29 protein-coding genes are annotated in these 23,825 nt (G+C 41.0%); 14 read left to right on the forward strand and 15 right to left on the reverse strand.

The window, feature by feature from the left end; all coding sequences use genetic code 11:
• Window positions 1–53: 53 nt before the first annotated feature.
• Genes AC57BQ_RS23550 through AC57BQ_RS23560 form a run of 3 tightly spaced genes read right to left on the reverse strand, consistent with a single transcriptional unit; the run spans window position 54 to window position 2,174 of the window.
• Window positions 54–329 (reverse strand): hypothetical protein, encoded by a 276-nt coding sequence (locus tag AC57BQ_RS23550; protein WP_419700345.1) that lies wholly within the window; start codon window positions 327–329, stop codon window positions 54–56.
• Between the two features lie 7 nt (window positions 330–336).
• Window positions 337–1,125 carry an SDR family NAD(P)-dependent oxidoreductase gene (locus AC57BQ_RS23555; RefSeq protein ID WP_496408583.1) on the reverse strand — a complete coding sequence of 263 codons (789 nt, stop codon included), beginning with the start codon at window positions 1,123–1,125 and terminating at the stop codon, window positions 337–339.
• On the reverse strand, window positions 1,116–2,174 hold the full coding sequence (locus AC57BQ_RS23560) for an SDR family oxidoreductase (protein WP_496408584.1): 1,059 nt from the start codon (window positions 2,172–2,174) through the stop codon (window positions 1,116–1,118). Before AC57BQ_RS23560 ends, AC57BQ_RS23555 begins: the two co-directional genes overlap by 10 nt.
• Before the next feature lie 201 nt (window positions 2,175–2,375).
• Here AC57BQ_RS23560 and AC57BQ_RS23565 point away from each other — a divergent pair, with 201 nt between their 5' ends.
• The 5 genes from AC57BQ_RS23565 to AC57BQ_RS23585 all read left to right on the forward strand — a co-directional run bounded on the left by AC57BQ_RS23565 (window position 2,376) and on the right by AC57BQ_RS23585 (window position 5,580).
• Window positions 2,376–2,744 carry a TM2 domain-containing protein gene (locus AC57BQ_RS23565; protein WP_090473445.1) on the forward strand — a complete coding sequence of 123 codons (369 nt, stop codon included), beginning with the start codon at window positions 2,376–2,378 and terminating at the stop codon, window positions 2,742–2,744.
• 33 nt (window positions 2,745–2,777) lie between these two features.
• Window positions 2,778–3,875: a Nif3-like dinuclear metal center hexameric protein gene (locus tag AC57BQ_RS23570; RefSeq protein WP_496408585.1), complete on the forward strand. Its 1,098-nt coding sequence runs from the start codon at window positions 2,778–2,780 to the stop codon at window positions 3,873–3,875.
• A complete protein-coding gene (locus AC57BQ_RS23575; RefSeq protein ID WP_496408586.1) occupies window positions 3,875–4,618 on the forward strand; it encodes a zinc ribbon domain-containing protein in 744 nt (247 codons plus the stop codon). Before AC57BQ_RS23570 ends, AC57BQ_RS23575 begins: the two co-directional genes overlap by 1 nt.
• A 126-nt stretch (window positions 4,619–4,744) precedes the next feature.
• Complete coding sequence (locus AC57BQ_RS23580) at window positions 4,745–5,191, forward strand: DinB family protein (RefSeq protein ID WP_496408587.1); 447 nt, start codon at window positions 4,745–4,747, stop codon at window positions 5,189–5,191.
• Window positions 5,191–5,580: a ribosomal maturation YjgA family protein gene (locus AC57BQ_RS23585; RefSeq protein ID WP_496408588.1), complete on the forward strand. Its 390-nt coding sequence runs from the start codon at window positions 5,191–5,193 to the stop codon at window positions 5,578–5,580. Before AC57BQ_RS23580 ends, AC57BQ_RS23585 begins: the two co-directional genes overlap by 1 nt.
• Here AC57BQ_RS23585 and AC57BQ_RS23590 read toward each other — a convergent pair.
• The 10 genes from AC57BQ_RS23590 to rsfS form a co-directional block, all read right to left on the reverse strand.
• Entirely contained in the window at window positions 5,577–6,647 is a 1,071-nt protein-coding gene (locus AC57BQ_RS23590; protein WP_496408589.1) for a PA0069 family radical SAM protein, read from the reverse strand. The genes AC57BQ_RS23585 and AC57BQ_RS23590 overlap by 4 nt on opposite strands.
• A 29-nt stretch (window positions 6,648–6,676) precedes the next feature.
• Entirely contained in the window at window positions 6,677–7,321 is a 645-nt protein-coding gene (locus tag AC57BQ_RS23595; RefSeq protein WP_090473439.1) for a response regulator transcription factor, read from the reverse strand.
• Complete coding sequence (locus tag AC57BQ_RS23600; RefSeq protein ID WP_496408590.1) at window positions 7,287–8,117, reverse strand: sensor histidine kinase; 831 nt, start codon at window positions 8,115–8,117, stop codon at window positions 7,287–7,289. Before AC57BQ_RS23600 ends, AC57BQ_RS23595 begins: the two co-directional genes overlap by 35 nt.
• Window positions 8,118–8,163: 46 nt before the next feature.
• Entirely contained in the window at window positions 8,164–8,499 is a 336-nt protein-coding gene (locus tag AC57BQ_RS23605; protein WP_496408591.1) for a hypothetical protein, read from the reverse strand.
• Between the two features lie 423 nt (window positions 8,500–8,922).
• The gene (locus tag AC57BQ_RS23610) at window positions 8,923–9,285 is read right to left on the reverse strand and encodes a hypothetical protein (RefSeq protein WP_496408592.1); all 363 of its coding nucleotides are present in this window, start codon (window positions 9,283–9,285) and stop codon (window positions 8,923–8,925) included.
• 327 nt (window positions 9,286–9,612) lie between these two features.
• A complete protein-coding gene (locus AC57BQ_RS23615) occupies window positions 9,613–10,182 on the reverse strand; it encodes a hypothetical protein (protein ID WP_496408593.1) in 570 nt (189 codons plus the stop codon).
• Window positions 10,183–10,428: 246 nt separating this feature from the next.
• Entirely contained in the window at window positions 10,429–11,202 is a 774-nt protein-coding gene (locus AC57BQ_RS23620) for a hypothetical protein (protein WP_496408594.1), read from the reverse strand.
• Window positions 11,203–11,364: 162 nt separating this feature from the next.
• Window positions 11,365–12,021 (reverse strand): LutC/YkgG family protein, encoded by a 657-nt coding sequence (locus AC57BQ_RS23625; protein WP_496408595.1) that lies wholly within the window; start codon window positions 12,019–12,021, stop codon window positions 11,365–11,367.
• A 55-nt stretch (window positions 12,022–12,076) separates the two neighbouring features.
• Window positions 12,077–14,179 (reverse strand): ATP-dependent zinc metalloprotease FtsH, encoded by a 2,103-nt coding sequence (gene ftsH, locus AC57BQ_RS23630; protein ID WP_496408596.1) that lies wholly within the window; start codon window positions 14,177–14,179, stop codon window positions 12,077–12,079.
• Window positions 14,180–14,273: 94 nt separating this feature from the next.
• Window positions 14,274–14,648, reverse strand: a complete 375-nt coding sequence (gene rsfS / locus AC57BQ_RS23635) for a ribosome silencing factor (protein ID WP_496408597.1) — start codon at window positions 14,646–14,648, stop codon at window positions 14,274–14,276.
• A 47-nt stretch (window positions 14,649–14,695) separates the two neighbouring features.
• Between rsfS and AC57BQ_RS23640 the strand changes: the two genes are divergently transcribed.
• From AC57BQ_RS23640 to pfkA, 4 genes are all read left to right on the forward strand, one after another.
• The gene (locus tag AC57BQ_RS23640; protein WP_496408598.1) at window positions 14,696–15,466 is read left to right on the forward strand and encodes a biotin--[acetyl-CoA-carboxylase] ligase; all 771 of its coding nucleotides are present in this window, start codon (window positions 14,696–14,698) and stop codon (window positions 15,464–15,466) included.
• A gap of 4 nt (window positions 15,467–15,470) precedes the next feature.
• Window positions 15,471–15,923 (forward strand): protein-disulfide reductase DsbD domain-containing protein, encoded by a 453-nt coding sequence (locus AC57BQ_RS23645; protein WP_496408599.1) that lies wholly within the window; start codon window positions 15,471–15,473, stop codon window positions 15,921–15,923.
• 22 nt (window positions 15,924–15,945) lie between these two features.
• Window positions 15,946–17,700 carry a protein-disulfide reductase DsbD family protein gene (locus tag AC57BQ_RS23650; RefSeq protein WP_496408600.1) on the forward strand — a complete coding sequence of 585 codons (1,755 nt, stop codon included), beginning with the start codon at window positions 15,946–15,948 and terminating at the stop codon, window positions 17,698–17,700.
• A gap of 149 nt (window positions 17,701–17,849) precedes the next feature.
• Window positions 17,850–18,827, forward strand: coding sequence for a 6-phosphofructokinase (pfkA, locus tag AC57BQ_RS23655; protein WP_090473427.1), 978 nt, complete (start codon window positions 17,850–17,852; stop codon window positions 18,825–18,827).
• A 17-nt stretch (window positions 18,828–18,844) separates the two neighbouring features.
• On the opposite strand, the gene AC57BQ_RS23660 is transcribed toward pfkA, so the two are convergent.
• Together AC57BQ_RS23660 and AC57BQ_RS23665 are read right to left on the reverse strand one after the other, a co-directional pair.
• Entirely contained in the window at window positions 18,845–20,557 is a 1,713-nt protein-coding gene (locus tag AC57BQ_RS23660; RefSeq protein WP_496408601.1) for a PAS domain S-box protein, read from the reverse strand.
• 66 nt (window positions 20,558–20,623) lie between these two features.
• Window positions 20,624–21,166: a 5' nucleotidase, NT5C type gene (locus AC57BQ_RS23665; protein WP_496408602.1), complete on the reverse strand. Its 543-nt coding sequence runs from the start codon at window positions 21,164–21,166 to the stop codon at window positions 20,624–20,626.
• Between the two features lie 155 nt (window positions 21,167–21,321).
• Here AC57BQ_RS23665 and AC57BQ_RS23670 point away from each other — a divergent pair, with 155 nt between their 5' ends.
• The 5 genes from AC57BQ_RS23670 (at window position 21,322) to AC57BQ_RS23690 (ending at window position 23,748) form a co-directional block, all read left to right on the forward strand.
• Entirely contained in the window at window positions 21,322–21,861 is a 540-nt protein-coding gene (locus AC57BQ_RS23670; protein WP_496408603.1) for a 30S ribosomal protein S16, read from the forward strand.
• A 97-nt stretch (window positions 21,862–21,958) separates the two neighbouring features.
• Window positions 21,959–22,486: a ribosome maturation factor RimM gene (gene rimM, locus AC57BQ_RS23675; RefSeq protein WP_496408604.1), complete on the forward strand. Its 528-nt coding sequence runs from the start codon at window positions 21,959–21,961 to the stop codon at window positions 22,484–22,486.
• A gap of 225 nt (window positions 22,487–22,711) precedes the next feature.
• Window positions 22,712–23,137, forward strand: coding sequence for a hypothetical protein (locus AC57BQ_RS23680; protein WP_496408605.1), 426 nt, complete (start codon window positions 22,712–22,714; stop codon window positions 23,135–23,137).
• Between the two features lie 7 nt (window positions 23,138–23,144).
• Window positions 23,145–23,345 (forward strand): helix-turn-helix transcriptional regulator, encoded by a 201-nt coding sequence (locus AC57BQ_RS23685; protein ID WP_496408606.1) that lies wholly within the window; start codon window positions 23,145–23,147, stop codon window positions 23,343–23,345.
• A 13-nt stretch (window positions 23,346–23,358) separates the two neighbouring features.
• Window positions 23,359–23,748: a VOC family protein gene (locus tag AC57BQ_RS23690; RefSeq protein ID WP_496408607.1), complete on the forward strand. Its 390-nt coding sequence runs from the start codon at window positions 23,359–23,361 to the stop codon at window positions 23,746–23,748.
• Window positions 23,749–23,825 lie beyond the last annotated feature (77 nt).

Raw genomic sequence — 23,825 nt, forward strand, 5'->3', positions numbered from 1 at the left:
TAGGTGAAACCAATGACCTTCATAGGTCCCTTTTCCTTTTGTCTTTGATCTTTTTATCCAACAGGGGGGCTCGAAATGATATTGTGGCTTGCCAGTATCCGCATGAGTACATCAACAGAAACATCGCGGGTAATATCAATGCAGAGGTTTAACCGTCCCCGGATCTTTACCTGGCAAAAATTGTAATGAAACTCCAGGATTAGTCCGCGCAGGCTACCCGAATTAACAATGATGATCTCATCGTCAATTACCTCACAGGTATTGCTGGTGCGATTAAAATAGCTACGCAAATTTTTGATAAGCCTGTATATAGGTAACGATAGGATCATATTCAATTCAGGATACTAAAATAGTGTTTAATCTTCGTTTGATGATATTATCTTTTATATATGCCGGTAGTAAACTATTCAATAAAACCAGCAGGCGGTTAACTACTCCCGGGATGATCTCTTTTTTGCCTTTCAGTAATCCGTCAATAGCTATGCGGGCCACCTGTTCGGGTTCCAGTATAGTAGCTTTAGAGATCCCTTTCAAGGTATTGTTCATCACCAGCAGCTCGGGTTTGGTATTGATGCCACCGGGACTCAGTAGGCTGAGTTTTACATTTGAGCCATATAGCTCCAGCTGCAAACACTTGGTAAAGTAACGGATAAATGATTTGGTGGCACCGTACACCTGCTTTTTAGGTACCAGGAAGAGGCCGCCTAAGCTACCCACATTTAAAATATAGGAAGTAACGGATGCATCAGCTTGAGCCAGGAATAGCCGGGTAAGCAGCACGGGCGTGATCACGTTCAGTTCTATCTGCATTTTATAAAAAGCGATATTTTTATCCTCAAACCACGACCAATTGCCCAACCCGGCATTGTTGATAAGCAGATGCGTTGTGATATGGAGCTCTTCCAACCAGGTAAAAATTTCAGCATAACTTTCGGTATGGGTCAGGTCAATTTCTAAATGATGAACCGTCACCCCAAAGTTTTTGCGGATAAAAGATGCCAGTTCTGGCAATCCAGATCCGGGTAGGGCAACTAACACCAGGTTTATATTTCTGCCCGCTAATTCAATGGCAAATGATTTTCCGAGGCCTTCACTGGCGCCGGTTACAATAGCGGTTAATTGCATAATTGCGCTGATTGATGATTATTTAAATTGTCGTTCAAAAGACTTTTGTTGTTCTCATTCTCCTTACTCTTCGATCCTTTTAAATGGTTAACCGTTTTGGCTAAACCTTCAGCAAAGGGAGTTATATTATAACCCAGCTGGATTACGGCTTTATTGCTGCTATATTTCTGATCGTATTTAAGCCTGTCGGCAAACTCTGGTAAAAAGATAGGAGGAATACCGGTGATTCTGGTTTTGAGCCATTCCAGCTGGCTGTAAAATTGAATAAGCTTTAGCGGTATCCGGATCATGTTCAATTGCTTACCTGAAACGTCGTGCAGGGTTTTAAAAAAATCATTAAAGCTGATGTCATGACCTCCTAAAATGTAACGCTCCCCGGGAATGCCCTTGCACATAGCGGCGATATGCCCGGCTACCACGTCATCCAAAAAAGCGTAATTAGCCACCTGTTCGCCATTACCGGGGATAAAACGCCACCGCCCCTTTAAATAGCCCGATACCATTTTGCCAACCGTATTGCTATCTGTTATGGGCCCTTCGCCATATACCCGTGAAGGGTTCACAATCACTACGGGCAAACCTTGTTTTACAAAATTCTGCACTTCCAGTTCGGCCAGGTATTTGGTACGCTCGTAAGCTATAGGGAAACCGGTAATGCGTGGGTCGGTTTCGCTCATGGGGTGTTTGATAGTTGGGCCCCATACTCCGCAGGTGGAAGTGCATACCAGTTTTTGTACGCCGGCTTTTGTGGCTGCCTCCAATACATTGCGGGTGCCGGTAACGTTAGTTTCATGATAGGCATCGGGGTTGCGGCACCACATTTTGGCCATGGCTGCGGTATGATAAACTTGCTCGCAGCCTTCCATGGCCCTGGCCAGCGTTTGTTTGTACAGGATATTGCCGAGTACGGGTTCAATACTCGGATGCCTGAAAAGATAAGGATGATCGGTATCGCGGCATAAAGCTTTTACTTCGTAGCCCGCGTTGGCTAATACCAATGTAAGTTGTCGACCAATAAAGCCAGTTGCTCCGGTAACTAATACTTTCATATCCGTATTACACCCGGATGATCATTTACCCCTACGTCTTAACGTGAAATTTCGACTGTTTTAAAAAAGTGCCCTTCAGGTTGGCAAATGGACCATCAGAACCGTTCTCATAAGTAGCCAATAAATTACCTTACTTCACTTATAGGTTTATAGCATAAAATATTTATTTTTGAAAAAGCACTCACCACAAACCTTAATAACATGAACATACACCAGGATCCCTACATGAACTTTGCCGATATGGGCCCCGAAGAAATGGGTTTCTTGCAGCAAGCCACCGGGGAACTTAGCGAAGACCAAAAAAGGTATTTTTATATGGTTTACAGCAGTAAACGTAAAAATGCCAATGAAATACTCATTTTTACGTTATTGGGCTTCGCGGGTGTGGCCGGGATACACCGGTTTGTTTTAGGGCAGATAGGTATGGGTATCCTTTATTTTTTAACAGGGGGCCTTTGCGTAGTAGGCACTATTGTTGACCTGGTAAACAATAAATCCCTTACTTTAAAGTATAATAAGGAAATGGCTTATGAAAGCCATCGGATGGCCATTCTGAGTAATCAGAAGTAAAATATACACAGGCCACACTTATAGCAACCGTTCATGAAATTAGCTGTACTTACCGCGTATTTAGAAAGCCTGGCGCCGTTGGTGTACCAGGAAGATTATGATAATGCCGGCCTTATTGTTGGCAACCCCGAACAGGAAATTACCCAGGCTTTACTATCCCTTGATTGCACCGAGGCTGTGGTTGATGAAGCCATTGCTACCGGCTGCCAGGTGATCATATCACACCACCCCATAGTTTTTAAAGGACTTAAAAAATTTAACAGTAAAACCTATGTAGAAAGGGTGGTGGAGAAGGCTATTCGCAGCCGTATTGCTATTTATGCTATACATACCAATCTGGATAATATTATGGGCGGCGTAAACCAACGTATTTGTGATACACTGGGCCTGAAAAACTGCCGCATATTAGTACCTAAACATAACCTGCTTAAAAAGCTGGTGACTTTTGTACCTGGTAGCCATGCCGATGCTGTGCGCGATGCTTTGTTTGCAGCAGGAGCAGGTAACATCGGTAATTATAGCGAAACCAGTTTCAATACCGATGGCACAGGCACTTTTAAAGGTAACGAACAAACCAATCCCTATGTTGGTGAACCGGGCACCCGTCACCTGGAAAAAGAAGTGAGGATTGAGACCGTTTATCCGGCCAATCTGGAGAGTAAAATTCTGATGGCGCTGGTTCTGGCACATCCATATGAGGAGGTTGCGTATGATCTGTTTGCCTTAACTAACCAGCATCAGCAGGTTGGGGCAGGCATGATCGGTGAATTAGAAATACCGCAAAATGAAGAATCGTTCCTTTTTCACGTGAAGGATAAGATGCGCACACACGTGATCAGGCATACGGCCCTAACCGGTAAACACGTGAAAAGAGTAGCTGTTTGCGGAGGCGCCGGAGGCTTTTTATTAAAGCATGCCATATCGGCAGGAGCCGACGTTTTTATCACCGCGGATTACAAGTATCATGAGTTTTTTGATGCCGAAGGAAAGATAGTGATCGCGGATATCGGACACTTTGAGAGTGAACAATTTACGGCGCAATTATTGTATGAAATAATACGGAAAAAATTTCCTATCTTTGCCGTCCGTTTAACAGAAGTAAATACAAACCCCGTCAAATATTTTATTTAATGGAACAAACCGTAGAACAAAAGCTTAAAGCTTTATACGAACTACAAACCATCCACACCAAAATTGATAGGATTCGCCAGGTAAGAGGTGAACTGCCAATGGAAGTTGCCGATCTGGAAGATGATGTTGCTGGTCTTGAAACCCGCATTCAAAAGATCAAAGCTGAGCTGGATGATGTAGAAGATGAGATTGTAACCCGCAAAAACCTGATCAAGGAAGCTCAGGCCAATATCAAAAAATACGAAACGCAACTTAACGAAGTTAAGAACAACCGTGAGTATGATGCCATATCAAAAGAAATTGAGATACAAGGATTAGATATTCAGGTAAGCGAGAAAAAAATACGTGAATATGGTTTTGAGATCACTTCAAAAACCCAGATCTACGAAAAAGCCCTGGCTGATCTGGATGCACGCAAGAGCGATCTTGATGCTAAAAAAGAAGAATTAGGTACTATTACTGCCGAAACTGAAAAAGAAGAGACAGACCTTGTTTCACAGGCAGAAAAAGCTACCGGAAATATCGAAGAGCGTTTATTAACTGCTTACAACCGTTTGCGCCAAAACGCTAAAAATGGTTTAGCGGTAGTAACTATTCAGCGCGATTCATGTTCAGGTTGCTTTAACCAGATCCCGCCTCAACGCCAATCTGATATCCGTCAACGTAAAAAGATCATCGTTTGCGAGCATTGCGGACGTATCCTTGTTGATGAGCAAATGGCATTAGAAGCCGAAGAAGCATAAACAATCAATTTTTGTTGATATGTCTATCTGATATTTGATAATAAAGATAAAAAAAGGCGCCCTCAAGGCGTCTTTTTTGTTGCCTTAATAATTGATTATCTTGCCATCGGCAATAAATAAATACCGATGTTAATATCAATACTAAAAAAGTTATTTCTACGCGATCTCGAAAAACTTAAAACGGAGCTGGAGCTATACAGCCACGAACAAAATATTTGGCTTGTTGATAAGCAGATCACGAACACGGCTGGTAATCTTTGCCTGCACCTGATAGGCAACCTGAATGCCTATATCGGTACGGAACTGGGTAAAGCAGGTTATATCCGAAACAGGCCACTGGAGTTTTCATCCGGACCCATCCCAAGGGCTGAACTATTGAAGGGAATAGATGACACCGCTCAAATGATAACCGCAACGTTTGATCAGCTTACGGAGGCACAATTGGCTGATGAATATCCGCAGCAAGTAATGGACGCCAAAGTAAGCACAGGATATTTTTTAACCCATCTGGCCATCCATTTGTCTTACCACCTGGGGCAGGTTAATTACCACCGAAGGTTACTGGATAATTAATGAACAGGTTAAGGATCACATATGGCTGTCTTATTGTTATCATCATTATCTCAGGCCTGTTGTCTCGTCATTTTTCTTTTATCCCACTATTTATAGGCGATATCCTTTGGGCTTTGATGATTTATTTCATCGTGCGGTTTCTGTTTGTGGATAAACCGGTTAAATTTCTTGTTATAGTCAGCCTGTTGTTTTGTTATACAGTAGAGCTTAGTCAGCTGTATAAAGCGCCTTGGATAAATGATTTAAGGCATACGCTGTTTGGACGCTTGGTTTTAGGCGAAGGATTTTTATGGAGCGATCTGCTGTGTTATACCGTTGGAGTGACTCTGGGTGTTTGGGTGGATAAAATAGTCAGCAAAAACCTCAGGCCATTTAAATCAACGATCTAAAACATGCTTGTCTGTTTCCCTTTCCTGGGCACAAATAAGGTATAATCATATTCGGGCATTTCACGGCCCGCCATAAAGCGATTACAGGCCATTCGGAACATCTGGTGTATTGATTGTGCTATTTTACCTTCGCCGCTCATACGGCGGCCGAAATCGCTGTCATTTAGCTTGCCGTCATGGCAGGATCGTATCATGTTCAGCACCTTTTCGGCGCGGTCTGGGAAAGCTTTGTATATCCAGTCGCTAAATATCTCGGCAATGCTGCCGTTGAGCCGTACTATAGTAAACCCGGCTGCTAATGCTCCCCGGTCGGCAGCGGCTTTAATGATATTAGGCACCTCGTTACTGTTGAGTCCCGGGATAATGGGCGCGGCCATCACTCTTACGGGGATACCTTTTTCGGATAGTTTCTGCACCACAGCCAGCCTGCCGCTAGCGGTTACAGTCCTCGGTTCCAGCTTTTGACGCAGTTGCTCGTTCAACGATGTAATGGAAACATTTACATGCACCAGGTTCATAGAAGCCAGCTCGGTAAGAATATCCATGTCGCGCAGGATCACGTTGTTTTTGGTGATGATGCTCACGGGGTTTTTATATTTTAAAAAAACCTCCAACAAATGCCGGGTGATTTTGAGTCTCCGTTCCACTGGTTGATAACAATCCGTATTGCCCGATAGCATGATACATACCGGCTGGTAGTTTTTTTTATTAAAGTACTGTTCCAAAAGCTCAGGAGCATTGGGTTTGATGATGATCTTGCGTTCAAAATCGAGTCCGGCGCTAAAGCCATAATATTCATGGCTGTTGCGTGCATAGCAATAAATACAGCCGTGCTCACAACCCTGGTACGGGTTTATGGAATACATGTGGCTCAGATCGGGGCTGTTTGATTCGCTTACTATCTTTTTCGGTGTTTCCTCAAAAAGCTGTGTGGCGGTATTTTCCAGCAAAGGCTCATCAATACCCTCGATGTGCTCGGCAACATACTTATTCTTTAAAAATTTGTTGTGGGTGTTTAACTGCGCTCCCCGGCCTTTAAAAAAGCCAGGATTATCTTCCTGTTCCATTCAACAAATTTGCTAATATTTTTAGCAAATTACAAGTCGATCAGTTTGTTTTTTATGCTATATAATACCAGACCTACACGGCTCTTGATGCCCAGCTTTTCAAAAAGCTGATCGCGGTAGCTGTCAACGGTACGTACGCTGATACACATGGTATCGGCAATTTCCTTGTAGGTAAGTTCGGTTCCTGTTAAACGTAAAAATTCAATTTCGCGTGGATTTAGTTTTACAACGGTCGTTTTATCGTTATTAAAATTGTTTAATAAATGCTTCGTTACAAAATCCGGGTAGTAAAGATCTCCTTCTGTTACTTTAAGCAAGGCGGCCTCAAATTCATTTGGTTCGGCATCTTTTAGCAGATAGCCCTTTACGCCCATTTTAACCATGGTAAGTACCTTTTCGGCATCCTCAAACATCGAGAGGATAATGGTACGGATAGATGGTTGGAACTTTTTAAGCCATTGCGCGGTTGAAATACCATCCATTACGGGCATGTTGATATCCAAAATAACAATATCAGGCATGAGGCCTGAGGTGATTTTATCAACCATCTCCTTGCCATGAGCGGCTTCAAACAGTACATTGTAGCGGTTAAAGCTCTCTACCATTGAAGCTATGCCGCTTCTGAAAAGGCGATGGTCATCAACCAGGGCTATTTGAATAGGTTCCGTTAACATAAGTTTCTTGTACGAGCGGGTTGAGTGAAAGGTTAATACTGCAGCCGTTGCCTGGCGAACTGTTTATGATTGCCGAGGCACCAATTAAAGCTGCCCTGTTCACGATGTTACGCAAACCCGAGCCTCCTTTATCTTTAAGCAGCTCAGGCTCAAAACCAACACCATCATCTTCGATGGTTAAATTAAACATTTGTGCCTTATAATACAAACTCATTTTAAAGTTATCGGCCTGTGCATACTTTAAAGCATTGTTTAAAGCCTCCTGAAATATCCTGAACAACACCAGCTCTCGTTGTTCGCCAAGGGCATACCGATCGCCCTCAACCGATAACGATAGGCTAATAATCCCACTTCTGTTTACGCGCTCCACTTCTATTTCCAGGGTTTTTACCAAGCCCATAACACTGATATGCTCAAAACTAAGACTCTTTGACAAGTTACGCAGATCGCTGATAGATTGAGCAATAAGCTCGCGGTTGTCATTCACCCTCATCTTTTCTTGCTCACCCAGGTTTCTACCTAATACACCCAGGTTAAGTTTAACAAATGATAGCACTTGGGTAATATTATCATGTAGCTCACGGCTAATGTGGTTAAGTGTTTCCTCCTGGATCTCCATCCTTGTTTTCAACAATTCATGTTGAAAGGAGGATTTCAGCTGTTCTTTCTCCAGTGCGTTTTTATTTTGCTTTTTTTGATAGACCAATAAAAAGCTAATAATAAAAACCCCCAGTAGCATTACTACGGCGGTGCCGGCAATTACCAATAAAATAATTTCTTCATCCTTAAACAGCATATCTGAATGGGCTGATCATATTAATGATTGTTATAGATTAAAAATGTTACAATGTTTTTATCGCATTAATGGAATTTGCTTTTTTATACTGATATATAAACGCAACAGATAGTAACGAATATAAAATAAGACAAGCAATATTCGGTATTACCTGAGCCAGTAGAAAAAAGTGATAATTATGTTTGTAAGCCATGTAACTGAAAGCTACATGGTAAAATATAAATGCAAGCGCATAGAATAATATCCCCGCGGTAGCCCAAAATGGTGGATAGCGTATAATATCCAGGTTCTCGTCAACATTATTGATCAAATTAAAATAATATAAGCACACCAATACAGTAAGCATACTGTATTGAAATACCATGGCAATAGTGTTCATCATGAAAAAACCTTGAATGAATATCATGTCAATGAAAGAAAAGAGCACTATTATAAAAAGCACGATACCTACCTTTTTTCTGTATTGCTTTCTTTTATCAAGAGAGCTAATAAAGCGGGTGTAAAAAATTATTTCGATAATTGATTCCAGATTATTGCACCATGCATTGGTATGATGCCATAGCGTCCAATATTTAATATTGGCAAACTCATAAATTACGATGAATGCCAGAAATGGGAGAAATATCTTAAAATTGCGATCAAGCTTTTTGTATGTACATAAACAAACAAAAAACGAGAAAAGCTCGAAATAAAAATAGAGATCATCAAGCATAAGATCATATTAAGGCAAATGCTAAATTAAATACTTTAATTAAAGCATTTACCTTTTGATGGATATTGCCTTACAAAATTGGTTAAAAATTGGTTACGGGCATAAGGGCGGACATGCTTTGCCTTGGTTAAAAGGGCCCATAGGGTCTTCAGTACTTAATAATCCGCTGTCGGTTTCCATTGCATCGGTATGTTGTGTGTCATTTTCAACGGTCCCCATTAATATAGCTGTAGTTTGATTAGGATAGTGTTTGTTTTCATGATCATAAGCGGCAAAATGAATTCTTACTCCCGTGGCTTGTTCGGGTAGGTTGTTGATAAAGGATTTCAATTTATCAAGCGATATCCAAATAGACTGGGTGTCGTTGATATTGTGTGCCTTGTCAATCAGTTTTTTTCTGGTGGCAGCGTAGTGGTCCACCATTTTTTTGGCGATGGATAAATCGATAGGTTCCATTATTTGTGGTTTTTATTCAATTAAGCTGTCGATTCCCGGATAAAATACAGCCAATTTTGACAGGGGTAGATATATCAGCAGGAAATTACCAGCTTAGGTTGGTTGGTGAAAAAACGTAAATAAGATCAGTGCAAAACCTGTAAATAATACAAGTTACTCAAAAATAGGTTTTTTTTAGAAACTATCCTTATCCGGGCAAAAATCAAATTGAGTTTAAAACGGCAATCATTTTTAAAACGGATCAGCTTAGTTAGACTTAGGAATCCTTTCCTTTATTAAAACTATAAGTTGACAGGAAATAAATTAATTGCAGGTTGAGGGAAATTGCTATCGGATGTCAGGATAACTTTTGACTCTTGCAAAGCATATAAAAGCAATGCTCAGGAATGTATATATGTATAGGCAACTAATTTCGCAGATTAAATGGGCTATCATGAAAAACTGGTGATTGTTCTTAGCCAATAGGTTATCAAAGGATGCGTAATAAAAATAACTGGTTAATGAATACAAGAACAACCCGGTCGCGACTAAAAATGGAGGAAAGCTAAGCAAATAGGGGTATTCGTCTGTATGATTAAGTAAGTTATATAAATAAACAAATGACATGGTAGCCAATATAATGTTTTGTGCTACAATAGCCATGGTAGCTAAAGTCCAGAAACTATGTATAAAAAGAATGTCAATAAAGGTTATGGCTATACCAATAGTAACAGCCATGTACATTCTCGTTTTATACTGTTTTCTTTCATCTAAGGAGGCCATAAATTGTCCATATACTACCAGTTCGATAAGGCCTTCCAGATTATTGCACCAGGCATTTGAATGGTGTAATAAAAGCAACTTCAGAAAGAACATATTGATAAACTCATAAACAACAACAAATACTAAAAAGGGCAAGAATATTTTAAAGTTGTGATCCAGTTTTTTATAAGCATGCACGCAGGTTATAAGCGCAAATAATTCAAAAACGAAATATAAATAAAACATGAATATTATTAATGATAGTAAAGATAAATACTATCATTGATATTTAATAAACACTTGTCCGACTAAATATAAGTGTCAAACGGTTGTTCTTAAATGAATTCCTCGAGAGCGGGCTGGGGCTTTAAGTAAGCCCGGATTCATATATCCAATCAGAGATTAAGAGCATACTTTGCCCATAGTCCAAGGAGCCATTGTTTTGTCGGCGGAGAGGGACGCGCCATTTTTATCTATTATATCCACAGTCTGATAACCTTGTTCAAGAGTCCCGGTCCAAATAACGGTTGTTTGATTTGGATAATGTTGTTCACTTTGGTTATATAGTGCAAGGTACACCCTTATCCCATTGGCATTTTTCGGTAAATTATTAACAAAGCTCTTTAATTCATCAAGTGAAACCCAAATTGATCGGGTGTCATTAATACCAAAGGTTTCATCAATCAATGTTTTCCTGGTGCTGTTATAGTTGGCTATGATTTCTTTAGCTATTGATAACTCAATAGGAATCATTGTTTTTTCAACAAATGAGTCCATAAAAAAACCACAGACAGGAGGGCATGCTTTGCCCTGATTGAAAGGGCCTAATACTCCGAGGTCAATATCAAATAATGCATTGGTTTCCATAGCATCAGTATCCCTCCCGTCTTTTTCAACTGTTCCTATAAAAATAGCAGTAGTTTGGTTGGGATATTGCTTGTTATCCTGAGTATATGCCGCAAGGTATATCCTTACTCCGCTCGCATCTACAGGTAGATTATTAATAAAATTCCTTATTCCATCAATAGAAAACCAAATTGACCGGGTGTCATTAATACCAAAGGTTTCATCAATCAATGTTTTTCTTGTGGCCTGGTAACGGGCCACCATTTCATTAGCCAGAGATACCTTAAGAGCCGCCATTGTTTTTTCAACAGATAGTTCAATATTTTCCATTTTTTGCTGGGTTTTGTTATTAAATTAATAGCTCCCAATAAAAATACATCAAGCATTACAAGCGATGGATCTGAAGTCTTTTTAGCTTAATAATTGGTGAAATAAAAAGTTAATAGCAACATAAGCTTTACGGTAATCTGTAAGAACTTAAAGATATAACACTTATTTTTCAGATAAGTTGCTGTCATCCAGCAAAAAAACAAAAAGTTCTTTGGGCCCATGGGCTCCCAGCACAAGGGTTTTTTCGATATCGGCTGTGCGGCTTGGCCCGGTAACATTACTGATCATGGAGGGCAGCTGGTTATCATATTTCTTTTTGATAAGCTTAAAGCCATCTTTAAGATCAAGTACCATCTGTGAGGTATAGGCCAGCACAATGTGCACAGGTGGGTATATGCTTAAACGCCTGCCTGCCATATTTCCGTTTGACAGGAGTATACTACCATTACGGGCTATCAGCGCTTCGCAAAAAGTAAAACCAACGTCGGCCTGTTCAAAATCCTTGTCGGTTTCGTAAAAAGGGTATTCAAAGCGGTTGAGTATTTCCTGCAGACCGGGTTCCCAGCAATATATTTTACGCCAGTTGCGCTCTTCGGCCAGGGTAAGCAGCGTTTCAATAAATTGCACTTCGTCCTCACAAAAAACAAACTGTCCGTTAACTGCAGTGAATTGTTCGGCAAATATTACCTCGGGAATTTCCTCATCAGATGCGTAAAGCGGCAGGTCCTCCAGTTGGGGATAAGGGTTATCCCTTTTTTCGAGGAGAGCCTTGCGGATCTTTTTGAGCAGCTTTTCTTTTGATGTGGTAATATCCCTCATGGTAAAAATAGCAAAGCCATCAGCTGGGCTGATGGCTTTATATTATTGATGTTTATTAAAGTTTCGGATCTTCGCTGTCGATTCTTGAAAGCTCAGGATTTGTTAAGCTATCCGGAATGGCATTGTTGTCAACATCCGGGTTTAAAGCAGCCTCGCCATTCACAAATTTATCATAAGTGGTACGCTCGTCAAATGGACGTTTGCCCAATATCTCTTCCAGATCTGATTGAAACAGTACTTCTTTCTCTAATAACTTCTGGGCTATTTTTTCAAGCCCCTCACGTTTTTCGTTCAGCAATACTTTGGTTTTCTGATAAACATCGTCAACCAGTTTACGTACTTCGTTATCGATCATTTCGGCAGTGGTATCAGAATAAGGTTTGTTAAACTGGTATTCACCCTGCGGATCGTAGAATGATACGTTACCAACATTTCCGTTCATACCGTAGATCTTGGTCATGGCATAAGCCAGTTTGGTGATGCGTTCCAGATCGCTCAGTGCGCCTGTTGATATCCTGCCAAAAACAATGTCTTCAGCAACACGACCGCCCATTGAAACGCTCATTTCATCAAGCAATTGTTCGGTGGTATACAAAAACTGCTCTTTTGGCAGATATTGAGCATAACCCAAGGCTGCCACACCACGCGGAACGATAGATACCTTAACCAAAGGATCGGCATGTTCCAGGAACCAGCCAGCAATGGCATGACCAGCTTCGTGGTAAGCAACAATGCGTTTTTCTTCGGGAGATATGATCTTGTTTTTCTTTTCCAGACCGCCAATGACACGGTCAATCGCATCCTGAAAATCGGTCATATCAACCGATTCTTTGTTTTTACGGGCGGCAATCAAAGCGGCTTCGTTACAAACGTTAGCTATTTCTGCGCCGGCAAAACCCGGAGTTTGTGCCGATAATTTTTTCGCGTCGACACCATCTGACAGCTTGATAGGTTTCAAGTGAACTTTAAAGATCTGCTCACGGCCAATTAAATCGGGTTTATCAATAGATACCTGTCTGTCAAAACGGCCAGGGCGCAATAATGCCGAATCCAGTACGTCAGGACGGTTTGTTGCCGCCAGGATAATAATACCTGAATCGGTGCCGAAACCATCCATCTCCACCAATAACTGGTTCAGGGTATTTTCGCGCTCATCATTACCACCTACAATATTGTTTTTACCACGGGCACGACCAATCGCGTCGATCTCGTCAATAAATATGATACATGGAGCCTTGTCTTTTGCCTGTCGGAACAGATCACGTACACGTGACGCGCCTACACCTACAAACATCTCCACAAAGTCAGATCCTGACAGCGAGAAGAATGGCACCTGGGCCTCACCGGCTACGGCTTTGGCCAATAATGTTTTACCTGTACCTGGTGAACCCACAAGCAGGGCGCCTTTAGGTATTTTACCACCCAGGTTAGTATATTTTTTAGGGTTTTTAAGGAAATCTACAATTTCCATTACCTCTTGTTTGGCTTCTTCCAAACCAGCAACATCGTTAAATGTTACAGATACCTGGGCTTCTTTATCAAAAAGCGTAGCTTTTGATTTGCCGATATTAAATATCTGGCCACCCGGGCCGCCACCTGAACCGCCTGACATACGGCGCATGATAAATATCCATACACCGGCAAATAGGATAACCATGATAACACCCTGTACCAACCAGTTTGATAAAAAGCTTTCATGCCCTTGCTCGTACTGGATGTTTACTTTTTGATCCTCCGGCATGTCTTTTTCTGCATTCGCTACAGATTGCTTCAGGCTCTCATATGATGCATCGGTAAAAGTGTATTGAGGGCCGTTGTTTGCGGTATTAAACAAACGCTGGTCTTTGCCAGCTTTGGCATACTGGGGTTTGTTTAAACTTTCTTTTTTGATGTAAACTTCGGCCACTACCAGGTCGCCGCTTTTGTAGGCCACCAGTTTTTCAACATCATTTTGTTTAAGCATCCCTTCCACATCCTTGAAGGTAGTAGGCGTACCCGAGCCACCGCTTAAAAGCGTAGGCACCAGTAAAAATGCTAAAATAACAATGCCGTAAAGCCACATGATATTAAACTTGGGCGGTTTAGGCGGTGTTTTTTTATTAATTATTTTCCTGATAGGTTTCGGACTTTCTGATTTATTATCTTTAATATCTTTCATTTCTTTGTTACGAGCTCAAACTTACAATCTATAATTTAAAATTTACAAAGGTTTAGTACCATGACTCCACCCGGAGGGTAATAGTGACGAAAGTTTAAGCACTTTTATAATATTTAATTTCGGCATCACCCCACAGTTCTTCTACGCCGTAAAACTCACGTTTGTCGGTTCTGAAAATGTGAACCACAACATCCACGTAATCAAGTAGTATCCATTCTCCGTATTCCAAACCTTCTTTGCGCCAGGGTTCCTGTTGGGTAGCTTTAAAAACTTCTTCCTCAATGCTATTGGCAATAGCTTTTACCTGTGTTGTTGAATCGGCATGGCAGATCACAAAATAATCTGATACCGAACCCAATAAATTCCGGAGGTCTAACCTTATAATATCATTCCCCTTTTTTTCCTGTATGCCATGTATGGCCAGTTCAGAAATATAGGCCGATTGATTTAACACTTTGTTTTTTACCATCAAAAAGAATTAGTTTTGAACGTTCTTGGGTTAAAAATTATTATACTTTGCAAAATAACATATTTTCGGGATTATTTGTTGGTCAAAATTTAGTAACAATTCAACAAGTTGACTCAACCAACACATTCCTTAAAACATTACTGTCAAATTCCAAGCCATTGCCCGAAGGTACGGTCATTATGGCAGAAAGCCAATACGCAGGCAGGGGTCAACAGCAAAATAAATGGCATAGTGAGCCCGGAAAAAACCTTACTTTCAGTATTTTACTGACACCGGCGTTCTTAGCCGTAAGCGATCAGTTTGATCTCAACCGGGTAGTTAGCCTGGGTGTTTATGATGCTTTGTTCCCTTATCTGGGCGAAAAACTGAAAATAAAATGGCCCAATGATATTTATTACGACGACCGGAAATTGGGTGGGATCCTGATAGAAACGCATATACAAGGTGCTTATATCAAAGATGCCATTATCGGTATTGGCCTTAACATTAACCAGGAGAATTTTGAACCTGGGGCCGGCAACGCCATATCCCTCAAACAAATCTTACACAGGGATTATGATTTAAAAACAATATTATCAGAAATTTGCGGTCATATTGAAGCATATTACCTTAATTTAAGGGCGGGTAAATTTTTGTTTGTAAGGAATACTTATTTATCCCGACTATATTGGTTAAACCAGGTAAAGCGTTTCAAGTCAAACGACCAGGTTTTTGATGGCGTTATAAAAAACGTAAAAGAGAATGGAATGCTGGTTGTTGAAAATAATAACGGACAGCAAGAGTTTAGCTTAAAACAAATTGAATTTTTAAATAAATAATTAAATGAAGAAAGTACTGTTGGTAATTGTTGCATTAGTGATGTGCGCAGGGGCTTATGCCCAAATAGAAACGCCGGTAAGATGGTCATACGCGGCAAAAAAGTTGAATGATAAAGAAGCCATTGTGTTTTTAAAAGCTACCATTCAACCTAGCTGGCATATTTACTCGCTTAACGTTAAGGATGGCGGCCCAATAAAAACTTCCTTTGAATTTACACCTTCAAAATTATACGTGCCGGTTGGCAAACCTACTGAACCAACCCCGGTAACCAAATACGAGAAAGCTTTTAGCATGAATGTAAGCTACTTTGAAAAAGAAGTGATTTTCCAACAAAAGATAAGCCTTAAATCGGCTTCGGCAACCAGCGTAACCGGCAAGCTTACGTACATGACCTGTAACGACAAAAAATGTCTTCCCCCAGAAGATGTTGATTTCACTATTCCTTTAGGCAAATAATTTTACCTTAGGAAACGTAACAATGAAACTATTAAAAAAGGGCGTTTATTTACGCGTTGTGCTGGCTTCCTTAATGGTGTTGGCTGTTTTTTGCTCCGTTGGTGTCACATCGGCATTGGCTATACAAAAAAACAAAGCGGATACTGCGTCAACCGCAGGTGTCCAGTTTACTGATATACCTACTGCTGCTGATAGTATAGCGATTAGGAAAAAGGCAGCTGATTCTGTAGCGAAAGCTCAGGCAGCGGCAAAGCAAAAGGCGCAACAACAAAAAGCCCCACCGGCTGAAAAACCCAAAACGCTTTGGCAGATATTTATATTTGGACTATTGGGCGGGTTTACCGCCGTGATATTGCCTTGTATATATCCATTATTGCCACTAACTGTGAGCTTTTTTACCAAAAAAAGCGGAAACCGGCAGAAAGCCATAGGGCAGTCCCTTATTTACGGGGCATCCATTATTATTATATATGTTACCCTGGGCTTGCTCATCTCCATTATTTTTGGCTCCGATGCACTAAACCAGTTGGCTACAAACGGTATATTTAATATATTTTTCTTTTTGCTGCTTATTGTTTTCGGTATCTCGTTCCTGGGGGCATTTGAAATTACTCTCCCAAGTTCATTAGCCAACAAGCTGGATGAAAATGCAGATAAAGGAGGCCTTGCTGGTATCTTTTTTATGGCATCTACACTGGTTGTGGTATCATTTTCATGCACAGGACCGATTATCGGCACCTTATTGGTTGATGCAGCATCAAAAGGCGACAGGCTGGGGCCGGCTATCGGTATGTTTGGTTTTTCTTTGGCACTAGCCCTGCCGTTTACCATATTCGCTTTATTCCCTTCGGCATTAAAAAGCCTTCCAAAATCTGGTGGTTGGCTAAACAGCGTAAAAGTGATTTTGGGTTTTCTGGAGCTAGCTTTTGCGCTTAAGTTTTTATCAAATGTTGATTTAGCTTATCACTGGAACTGGTTCGACAGAGAAATATTCCTATCGCTTTGGATAGCTATTGGTTTATTGATGGGGCTTTACCTTATCGGTAAGATCAAGTTTTCACATGATAGCGATGTATCTCATCTTTCTATCCCACGTACTTTTTTAGCCATCATCGTATTTGCATTTGTGATTTATATGATCCCCGGTTTATGGGGCGCGCCTTTAAAATCAATCAGCGCGTTTTTACCACCAGAGGCAACACAGGATTTTAACTTATCAAGCATACCAGGTGGAGCGTCAGCTCCTTCGTCAGCTCCAACCGCAGTTGTGCCTGCGAGCATTGGCGAAAAGAAATATGCCGGCAATTATACCCGTATAAAAACCCGTGGACTCGATTCGTGGTATGATTATGATCAGGCTTTACAAGTTTCAAAGGCTACACACAAACCAATCCTGATTGACTTTACTGGGTTTAACTGCGTAAACTGCCGTAAGATGGAAGCCAATGTTTGGTCGGACCCGGAAGTGTTCAGACGATTGCGTGATAATTTTGTGCTGCTGCAGCTGGTTGTTGACGATAAGGCAAGTTTGGATCCGAAAGAACAGTTTGTATCAGCCTACAGCGGCAAAAAAATAACCTCCCTGGGAGGCAAGTGGAGCGATCTGGAAGCCAGTCGCTTTAACTCCAATTCACAACCTTTATATGTGATGTTGGATAGTGAAGGCAACTTTTTAAAAGATGCCAGCGGTAAGGATATTCCAACTTCGCCGGCCGATTATGATATAGCCAGTTATACCAAATTTTTGGATAGCGGCATCGCGGCTTTTAAAAAGTAGGTACTCCGTTAAAAAAATAAAACGTAAATTCGCGGCAAGTTTTAAAGCTTAGCCGCGTTTTTGTTTATAAGGCTACTTTAAAAGCACTTAAATTTAAATTATTCAATTTTTTAAAGGTAGGGCCCCTAATGCCCATATCAGGATAAAAAATGACGCAGATTAAAAATATCGGACTTTTTACTTCAGGTGGCGACGCGCCGGGAATGAACGCTGCCATCAGGGCAGTTGTGCGGACAGCTATATACTATGATATTGCAGTTACCGGCATCCGTCGCGGTTATGACGGTATGACCAAAGGCGACTTTATACCCATGAACCGTAAATCGGTTTCCAATATAATACAACGCGGGGGTACTATTTTAAAAACAGCCCGCTGTGATAACTTCAGAACAATTGAAGGGCGCAAACAAGCATACGATCAGTTACAAAAACATAATATTGATGCCTTGGTAGCCATTGGCGGTGATGGTACTTTTACTGGTGCAAAGGTATTTGGCAGTGAGTATGATATACCAGTGATTGGTCTGCCCGGTACAATCGATAATGATTTAATGGGTACCGATTTTACCATAGGGTATGATACCGCCATCAATACGGTTGTTGAGGCTGTGGATAAGATCAGGGATACGGCCGAATCACACGATAGGTTATTTATTGTTGAAGTAATGGGTCGCGACTCGGGCCTGATCGCTTTGCGCACAGGTATTGCCGCCGGTGCCGAAGCTATATTGATACCAGAAAGCAAGGGCGGTATGGAAGGGTTATTTAACCGCCTGGAACATGGTCGTAAAGATAAAACCTCCAGAATTGTTATCGTAGCCGAAGGGGAAGAAGCCGGGGGTGCTTTTGAAGTTGGCCGCCTGGTTCAGGAAAAATTCCCTCATTATGATACCCGTATCTCGATATTAGGACACATACAACGTGGCGGAGCGCCAAGCTGTATGGACAGGGTATTGGCAAGCCGCGTAGGTGCCGCCGCTGTCGAGGCTTTAAGAGATGGACACCGTAATGAAATGATCGGTATTATTCACAACGAGATTGCTTATACTCCGTTTGAGCACGCCATTAAGCACCACATCGAGATCAATCCCAATCTGTTAAAACTGGTTGAAATATTGTCAATGTAAGTTTTTAACCTTCGTGGTTATTTTCCCGTGAAGGTGTGATCAACAATGAGGCGTATCACATCGTCAATTTCGGTGCTTACAATTTGCAGATAATCGATAATTTGTTTGTTTTCAGGATTATTGGGGTTTTCCCTGTCCATAATATTGATAAGGCCCAGCATGCTGGCAACGGGCCTTCTTAATTCATGTGAGCTTAGTGAGGCAATATTGCGCATGCGTTTGTTTTGGCTCAGTAGCTCCTGCTCCGTTTTAAGTCTTGCTGAAATATCATGGGCAAAACAACCAACCCCCTTGATCTCTCCACTGGATGCAAAAATGGGGTTAAATCTTACTTCATAAAACGCAGGATTTTTGGCTTCGTCATCAAGGCTTTCTAAAATAACCGTATAATTTTCGCCGTTTAATGCCCGCTGATAATAGGCGCCCCATTCGTCAATAACTTCCTGGGGGAAGCCCATGTCTTTATAAGAATACTCTCCCTTTTGAGGAGCCACGCCAGTCATAGCTTTTATTTGTGCTATATAAGCATTGTTCATATAAACATAGCGGTTATCCGTATCCACCGACCATATTTTATCATTCGTATTGTTGATCAGGGCCTCCAGGTTGTTTTTAGTCCATAGCGCCTCTTCCTGCGCGCGCATCTCATAAGTAACATTCTTGGCAAATACGGTTATACCTTCGGTAGATGGGTAAACCGCTGTGCGGAACCACTTATTCAATGGGGCAAAATAAACCATGAATTTTACGCTTTCCTGTTTGGTTTGAGCATCGCGATACGCGGTTTCAAAAGGTGTATCAATAAGTAAGGGGAATAAATCCCAGATTACTTTGCCCAACAATTCCGCGCGGGGTTTCCCCCATACTTTTTCAAACGCGGCGTTTACACGTACAAACCGCCAATTGTTATCAATAATAAAAAACGAATCGGTTATACTTTCAATAAAAGTATCCAGCTTTTGGGCGGTGTCCCTGATCTCTGCTTCTATTTTGATCTTCGCGGTTACGTCGTGACCAATGCCTTGGATCTCGCAAACCTCACCGTTCTCGTTAACTATGGATATCAGTTCCCACTCAGTATCATGGAGGTTGCCATGCACATCGGGCTTTTTGTGTAGCAACGTAACAACTTTGCCCGGGTTGTCCAGGCATTCTATAAAAGCGTTTTCGCAAAGATGAGCTTCTTGTGGTAAGCTTGTTACCGAAAAATGTTTGCCTAAAACGTCCTTAGCTTTATACCCCAGTGTTTTTAAATATTGCCTGTTAACAAAAGTATAGTTCCCGTTGGTATCTATACGGATTAAAAAACTGGTTTGCGAATCAATAAGCGAGTTTAAAAACTGCTGACTATGCCCTGCATCTGTTGGGGTGATGCAGTTGGTTTTAGCCAATGTTTCTTTAATGGTGCTTAGCAATATCTTATGCCCGGTAGCTCCATCAGTAATAAGGCTTTTTTTATCGGTAATGTTTTTAACGGCTTTTTGAGGGGTGGTTATCTGGTAACTTGTTTCGACCGTGCTATTTTCGGGGAGGTTTTTAACGAGAGATCTCAGGTTGGTAAGGCACTTTTTTTCGATCAGGGTATCCCATACCTCACTATTTTGATAAAGTTCCTGAGCAGTTATACCTAAAATGGGATAAATACCAGGTCCTATAAACAAATACTTTTGCTCATGGATATCATAAGCAAGTACGCAATCAATGGCGTCAATGGTTGTATGGTTTAACATACTTTAATTTAATGATAGGGGGGCTACCATTTAAATATAGGATATTTATTTCAAAATTTGTTCATCTTATTCATGTAATAATTTAGTTGCCACTTCATTCCAGTTGTTAACGCGCTCAAAATCATTGATCAAAAGATTATGTGGCGAAGTAAACAATAGCTTACGGCCTTTAAATGTTACAAAATTTTTGATCCGGTCATCAATCATCACGTCAACATCCAGGATCTTGTGTCCGCAAAAAATAATATTGGTCCAGGAAATAAAAGGGAAGTGTTCGTTGAGCCAATCCAATTTGTCTTCTAAAGAGTACTTGAACTCCATAGCGGCCGACGCAATATACACATCATACTTTTCGTGCAATGCTTTTACCACTTCCTGGCAGCCCGGCATCACCGGCAGATCACGAAAAAATCCCCTTTCATTGATATACTCCCTGAGGGTAACGCTCAAGTGAGGGGGGAGTATTTCCCGGAACTCTTTACCATGCATATCGCCCAGCGATATTTTGGTTTGGTGCCGTTCATCATACATGGTAATGAATTTGGCAATGGTATCGGCCATTACCTCATCCATATCAATTGCTATGCGTAATTTTCTGTTTAAACTCATGGCCCTGAAATTGCGATTTTTTTCAATTACCCCATAGCGCGTTTAGATTAAATAAATAATTAATTGCATGGGTTTTAAATTATTACAAATAATTTATACCTTTGCATCCCCGCAGAAAGTACTCCGGGGACATGTTGAATACATAAAAAGAAAAAATGGCAACTAAGATCAGACTGCAAAGACACGGTAAAAAAGGCAAACCTTTTTACTACATCGTAGTAGCAGATGCCCGCGCTCCACGCGACGGTCGTTTCATTGAGCGTTTAGGTTCATACAACCCAAACACCAATCCTGCAACTATCGACATTAACTTCGACAAAACTTTAGAGTGGGTTAACACAGGTGCCCAGCCTACTGATACTTGTCGCGCTATCCTTTCATACAAAGGTGTGCTTTACAAAAAACACTTAGAAGGTGGTGTTAAAAAAGGTGCTTTAACTGAAGAACAAGCTGCAGCTAAATTTGCAGAGTGGACTGAGCAAAAAGACGGTAAGATCACTGGTAAAAAAACCAGCTTACTTTCGGCAAAAGACGAAGCGCGTAAAGCTGCTTTGGCTGCTGAAGCTAAAAAGAAAGAAGAAAAAGCTGCTGCTATTGCTGCTAAAAATGCTCCTGTTGCTGAAGAAGTTGCAGAAGAGGAAGCTCCGGCCGAAGAAGCTGCTGCTGAAACAGACGCTGCTGAAAGCGCAGAATAATTTTTTTGAAGAAGTAAGAGATAAAACTCTAACTTCTTAACTCTCATCAAAGGCGAAGCAAAACAGCTTCGCCTTTGTTTTTAAAAGCTATTTTTTTATGAAGACCGAAGATTGTTTCAGGGTAGGTAGTATACTAAAAACCAAAGGCCTTAAAGGCGAGATGCAGATATATGTTGATTTTGATGGCCTGGACGCCATTAAGTTCGACGCTTTATTTATTGATATGGCCGGCAAATTGATCCCTTATTTTGTGGCCTCCATCAAGTACCTCCAAAAAAACAATGCTTATTTATACCTGGAGGATGTAGATGCCATTGAAAAAGCAGCTATGCTGGTAAAAAAGGACATCTATCTACCTAATAAACTAAAACCAAAAAAGAAAAAGAGCGAATTTACCCTGAACGATGTAAAAGGCTTTATTGCTGTTGATGAAACCCACGGCGAACTGGGCGAGATCCTGGAAGTGCAGGAATATCCGCAACAACTGATAGCCATTGTTCAATACCAAAATAAAGAAGTGATGTTCCCGCTTAACCTGGATATTATAAAAGGTATTGATGTAGAAGGAGGTGAGATCTACGTCAACCTGCCCGAAGGTTTGCTGGATGTTTATTTGTCCGAATAATTCTTTTTGGAGCAAGGATTTTTGGAATAAAGATCAAGGACTATCCCTTGATTCAGAATAAATAATTATAGTCATGCCGAACTTGTTTCGGCATCCCAAATGCTCATAACGATGCCTGTGTCCTCACGGGCATTTTGCATTTATGATGGACTTAAAAATAAAATGTCAAATATATTTGACATTTGTAAAGTTTGTTTTACATTTGGTAAATTAAACTTTACAATAATGAAATCACGATTTTTACTTCCGCGCAAGTTTCGCATTCTGGGCATTATTTTATTTATAGTGGGGCTTGCTGCAATTTTTATAGTGTATACAGCTCCTTCTTATGCTAATAACATTTATCAGATAAATGGTGTGGCTAAAGTAGCGGAGGCATACTCGGGTTGTATTCCGGCAATAATCATAGGATTGTTACTTATTGGTTTTTCAAAAGAAAAAGTGGAAGATGAACAAATAGCGCAATTGCGGCTCGAAAGTTTGCAATGGTCAGTTTATATAAATTATATTATCCTTGTGTTGTGCTTTTTTTTAATAGGAGGAATAGGTCTTTTACCGGTCATTATATTAAATATGCTAACTCCTGTAGTTTTTTTCATCATTCGTTTCAGGTGGAAGATCTTCCAGAATAACCGTTTAATAAAAGAATAAAACGGGCATGAAAAATAACATCCGTGTAGAGCGCGCCATCAAGAACATTACCCAGGCCGATCTGGCCGACCAGGTAGGGGTGTCGCGCCAAACCATCAATACCATCGAGAGTAATAAATACGTACCCTCAACTGTGCTGGCCTTAAAAATTGCCCGCATATTTGGAAAACCCGTAGAAGAAGTGTTTATATTAGAGGAAGGAGATTAAAAATTAGCCCATTATGCAAAGCAAGCCAACTTTCGCCCCGCAATTGGTTATCCCTAATGGCGTAACCGATATCAGTTTTTATATCAAAGCTTTTGGCGCTGTTGAGCTGCGGCGTTTTAGCAATGATGACGGCACTATTCATGTATCGGAATTAAGTATAGTCGGATCATTGTTTCATCTGCATGAGCAAACGCTGCACTCATCGGCTGTTAGTCCGGATAAATATCATGCTACTACCGTAACCATTGGGCTATTTGTGGAAGATGTACACGCAGTGATGGCGCAGGCCGAAGCAGCTGGAGCCAGCGTAAGATCGCCCGTGCAGGATTATGATTATGGTTACCGGCAAGGAGAAGTGATAGACCCATTTGGGCACCACTGGCTGATTGAAAAAGCTATTTGATTTTGGATAAAGGATGGAAGGATTAAGGAGAAAAGATCAAAAGGGACGCTACTTCTTGGTTCTTGATTCTTTTCTCT

The sequence above is a fragment of the Mucilaginibacter sp. BGA-UO-ETr-C110 genome (genome assembly GCF_059567985.1).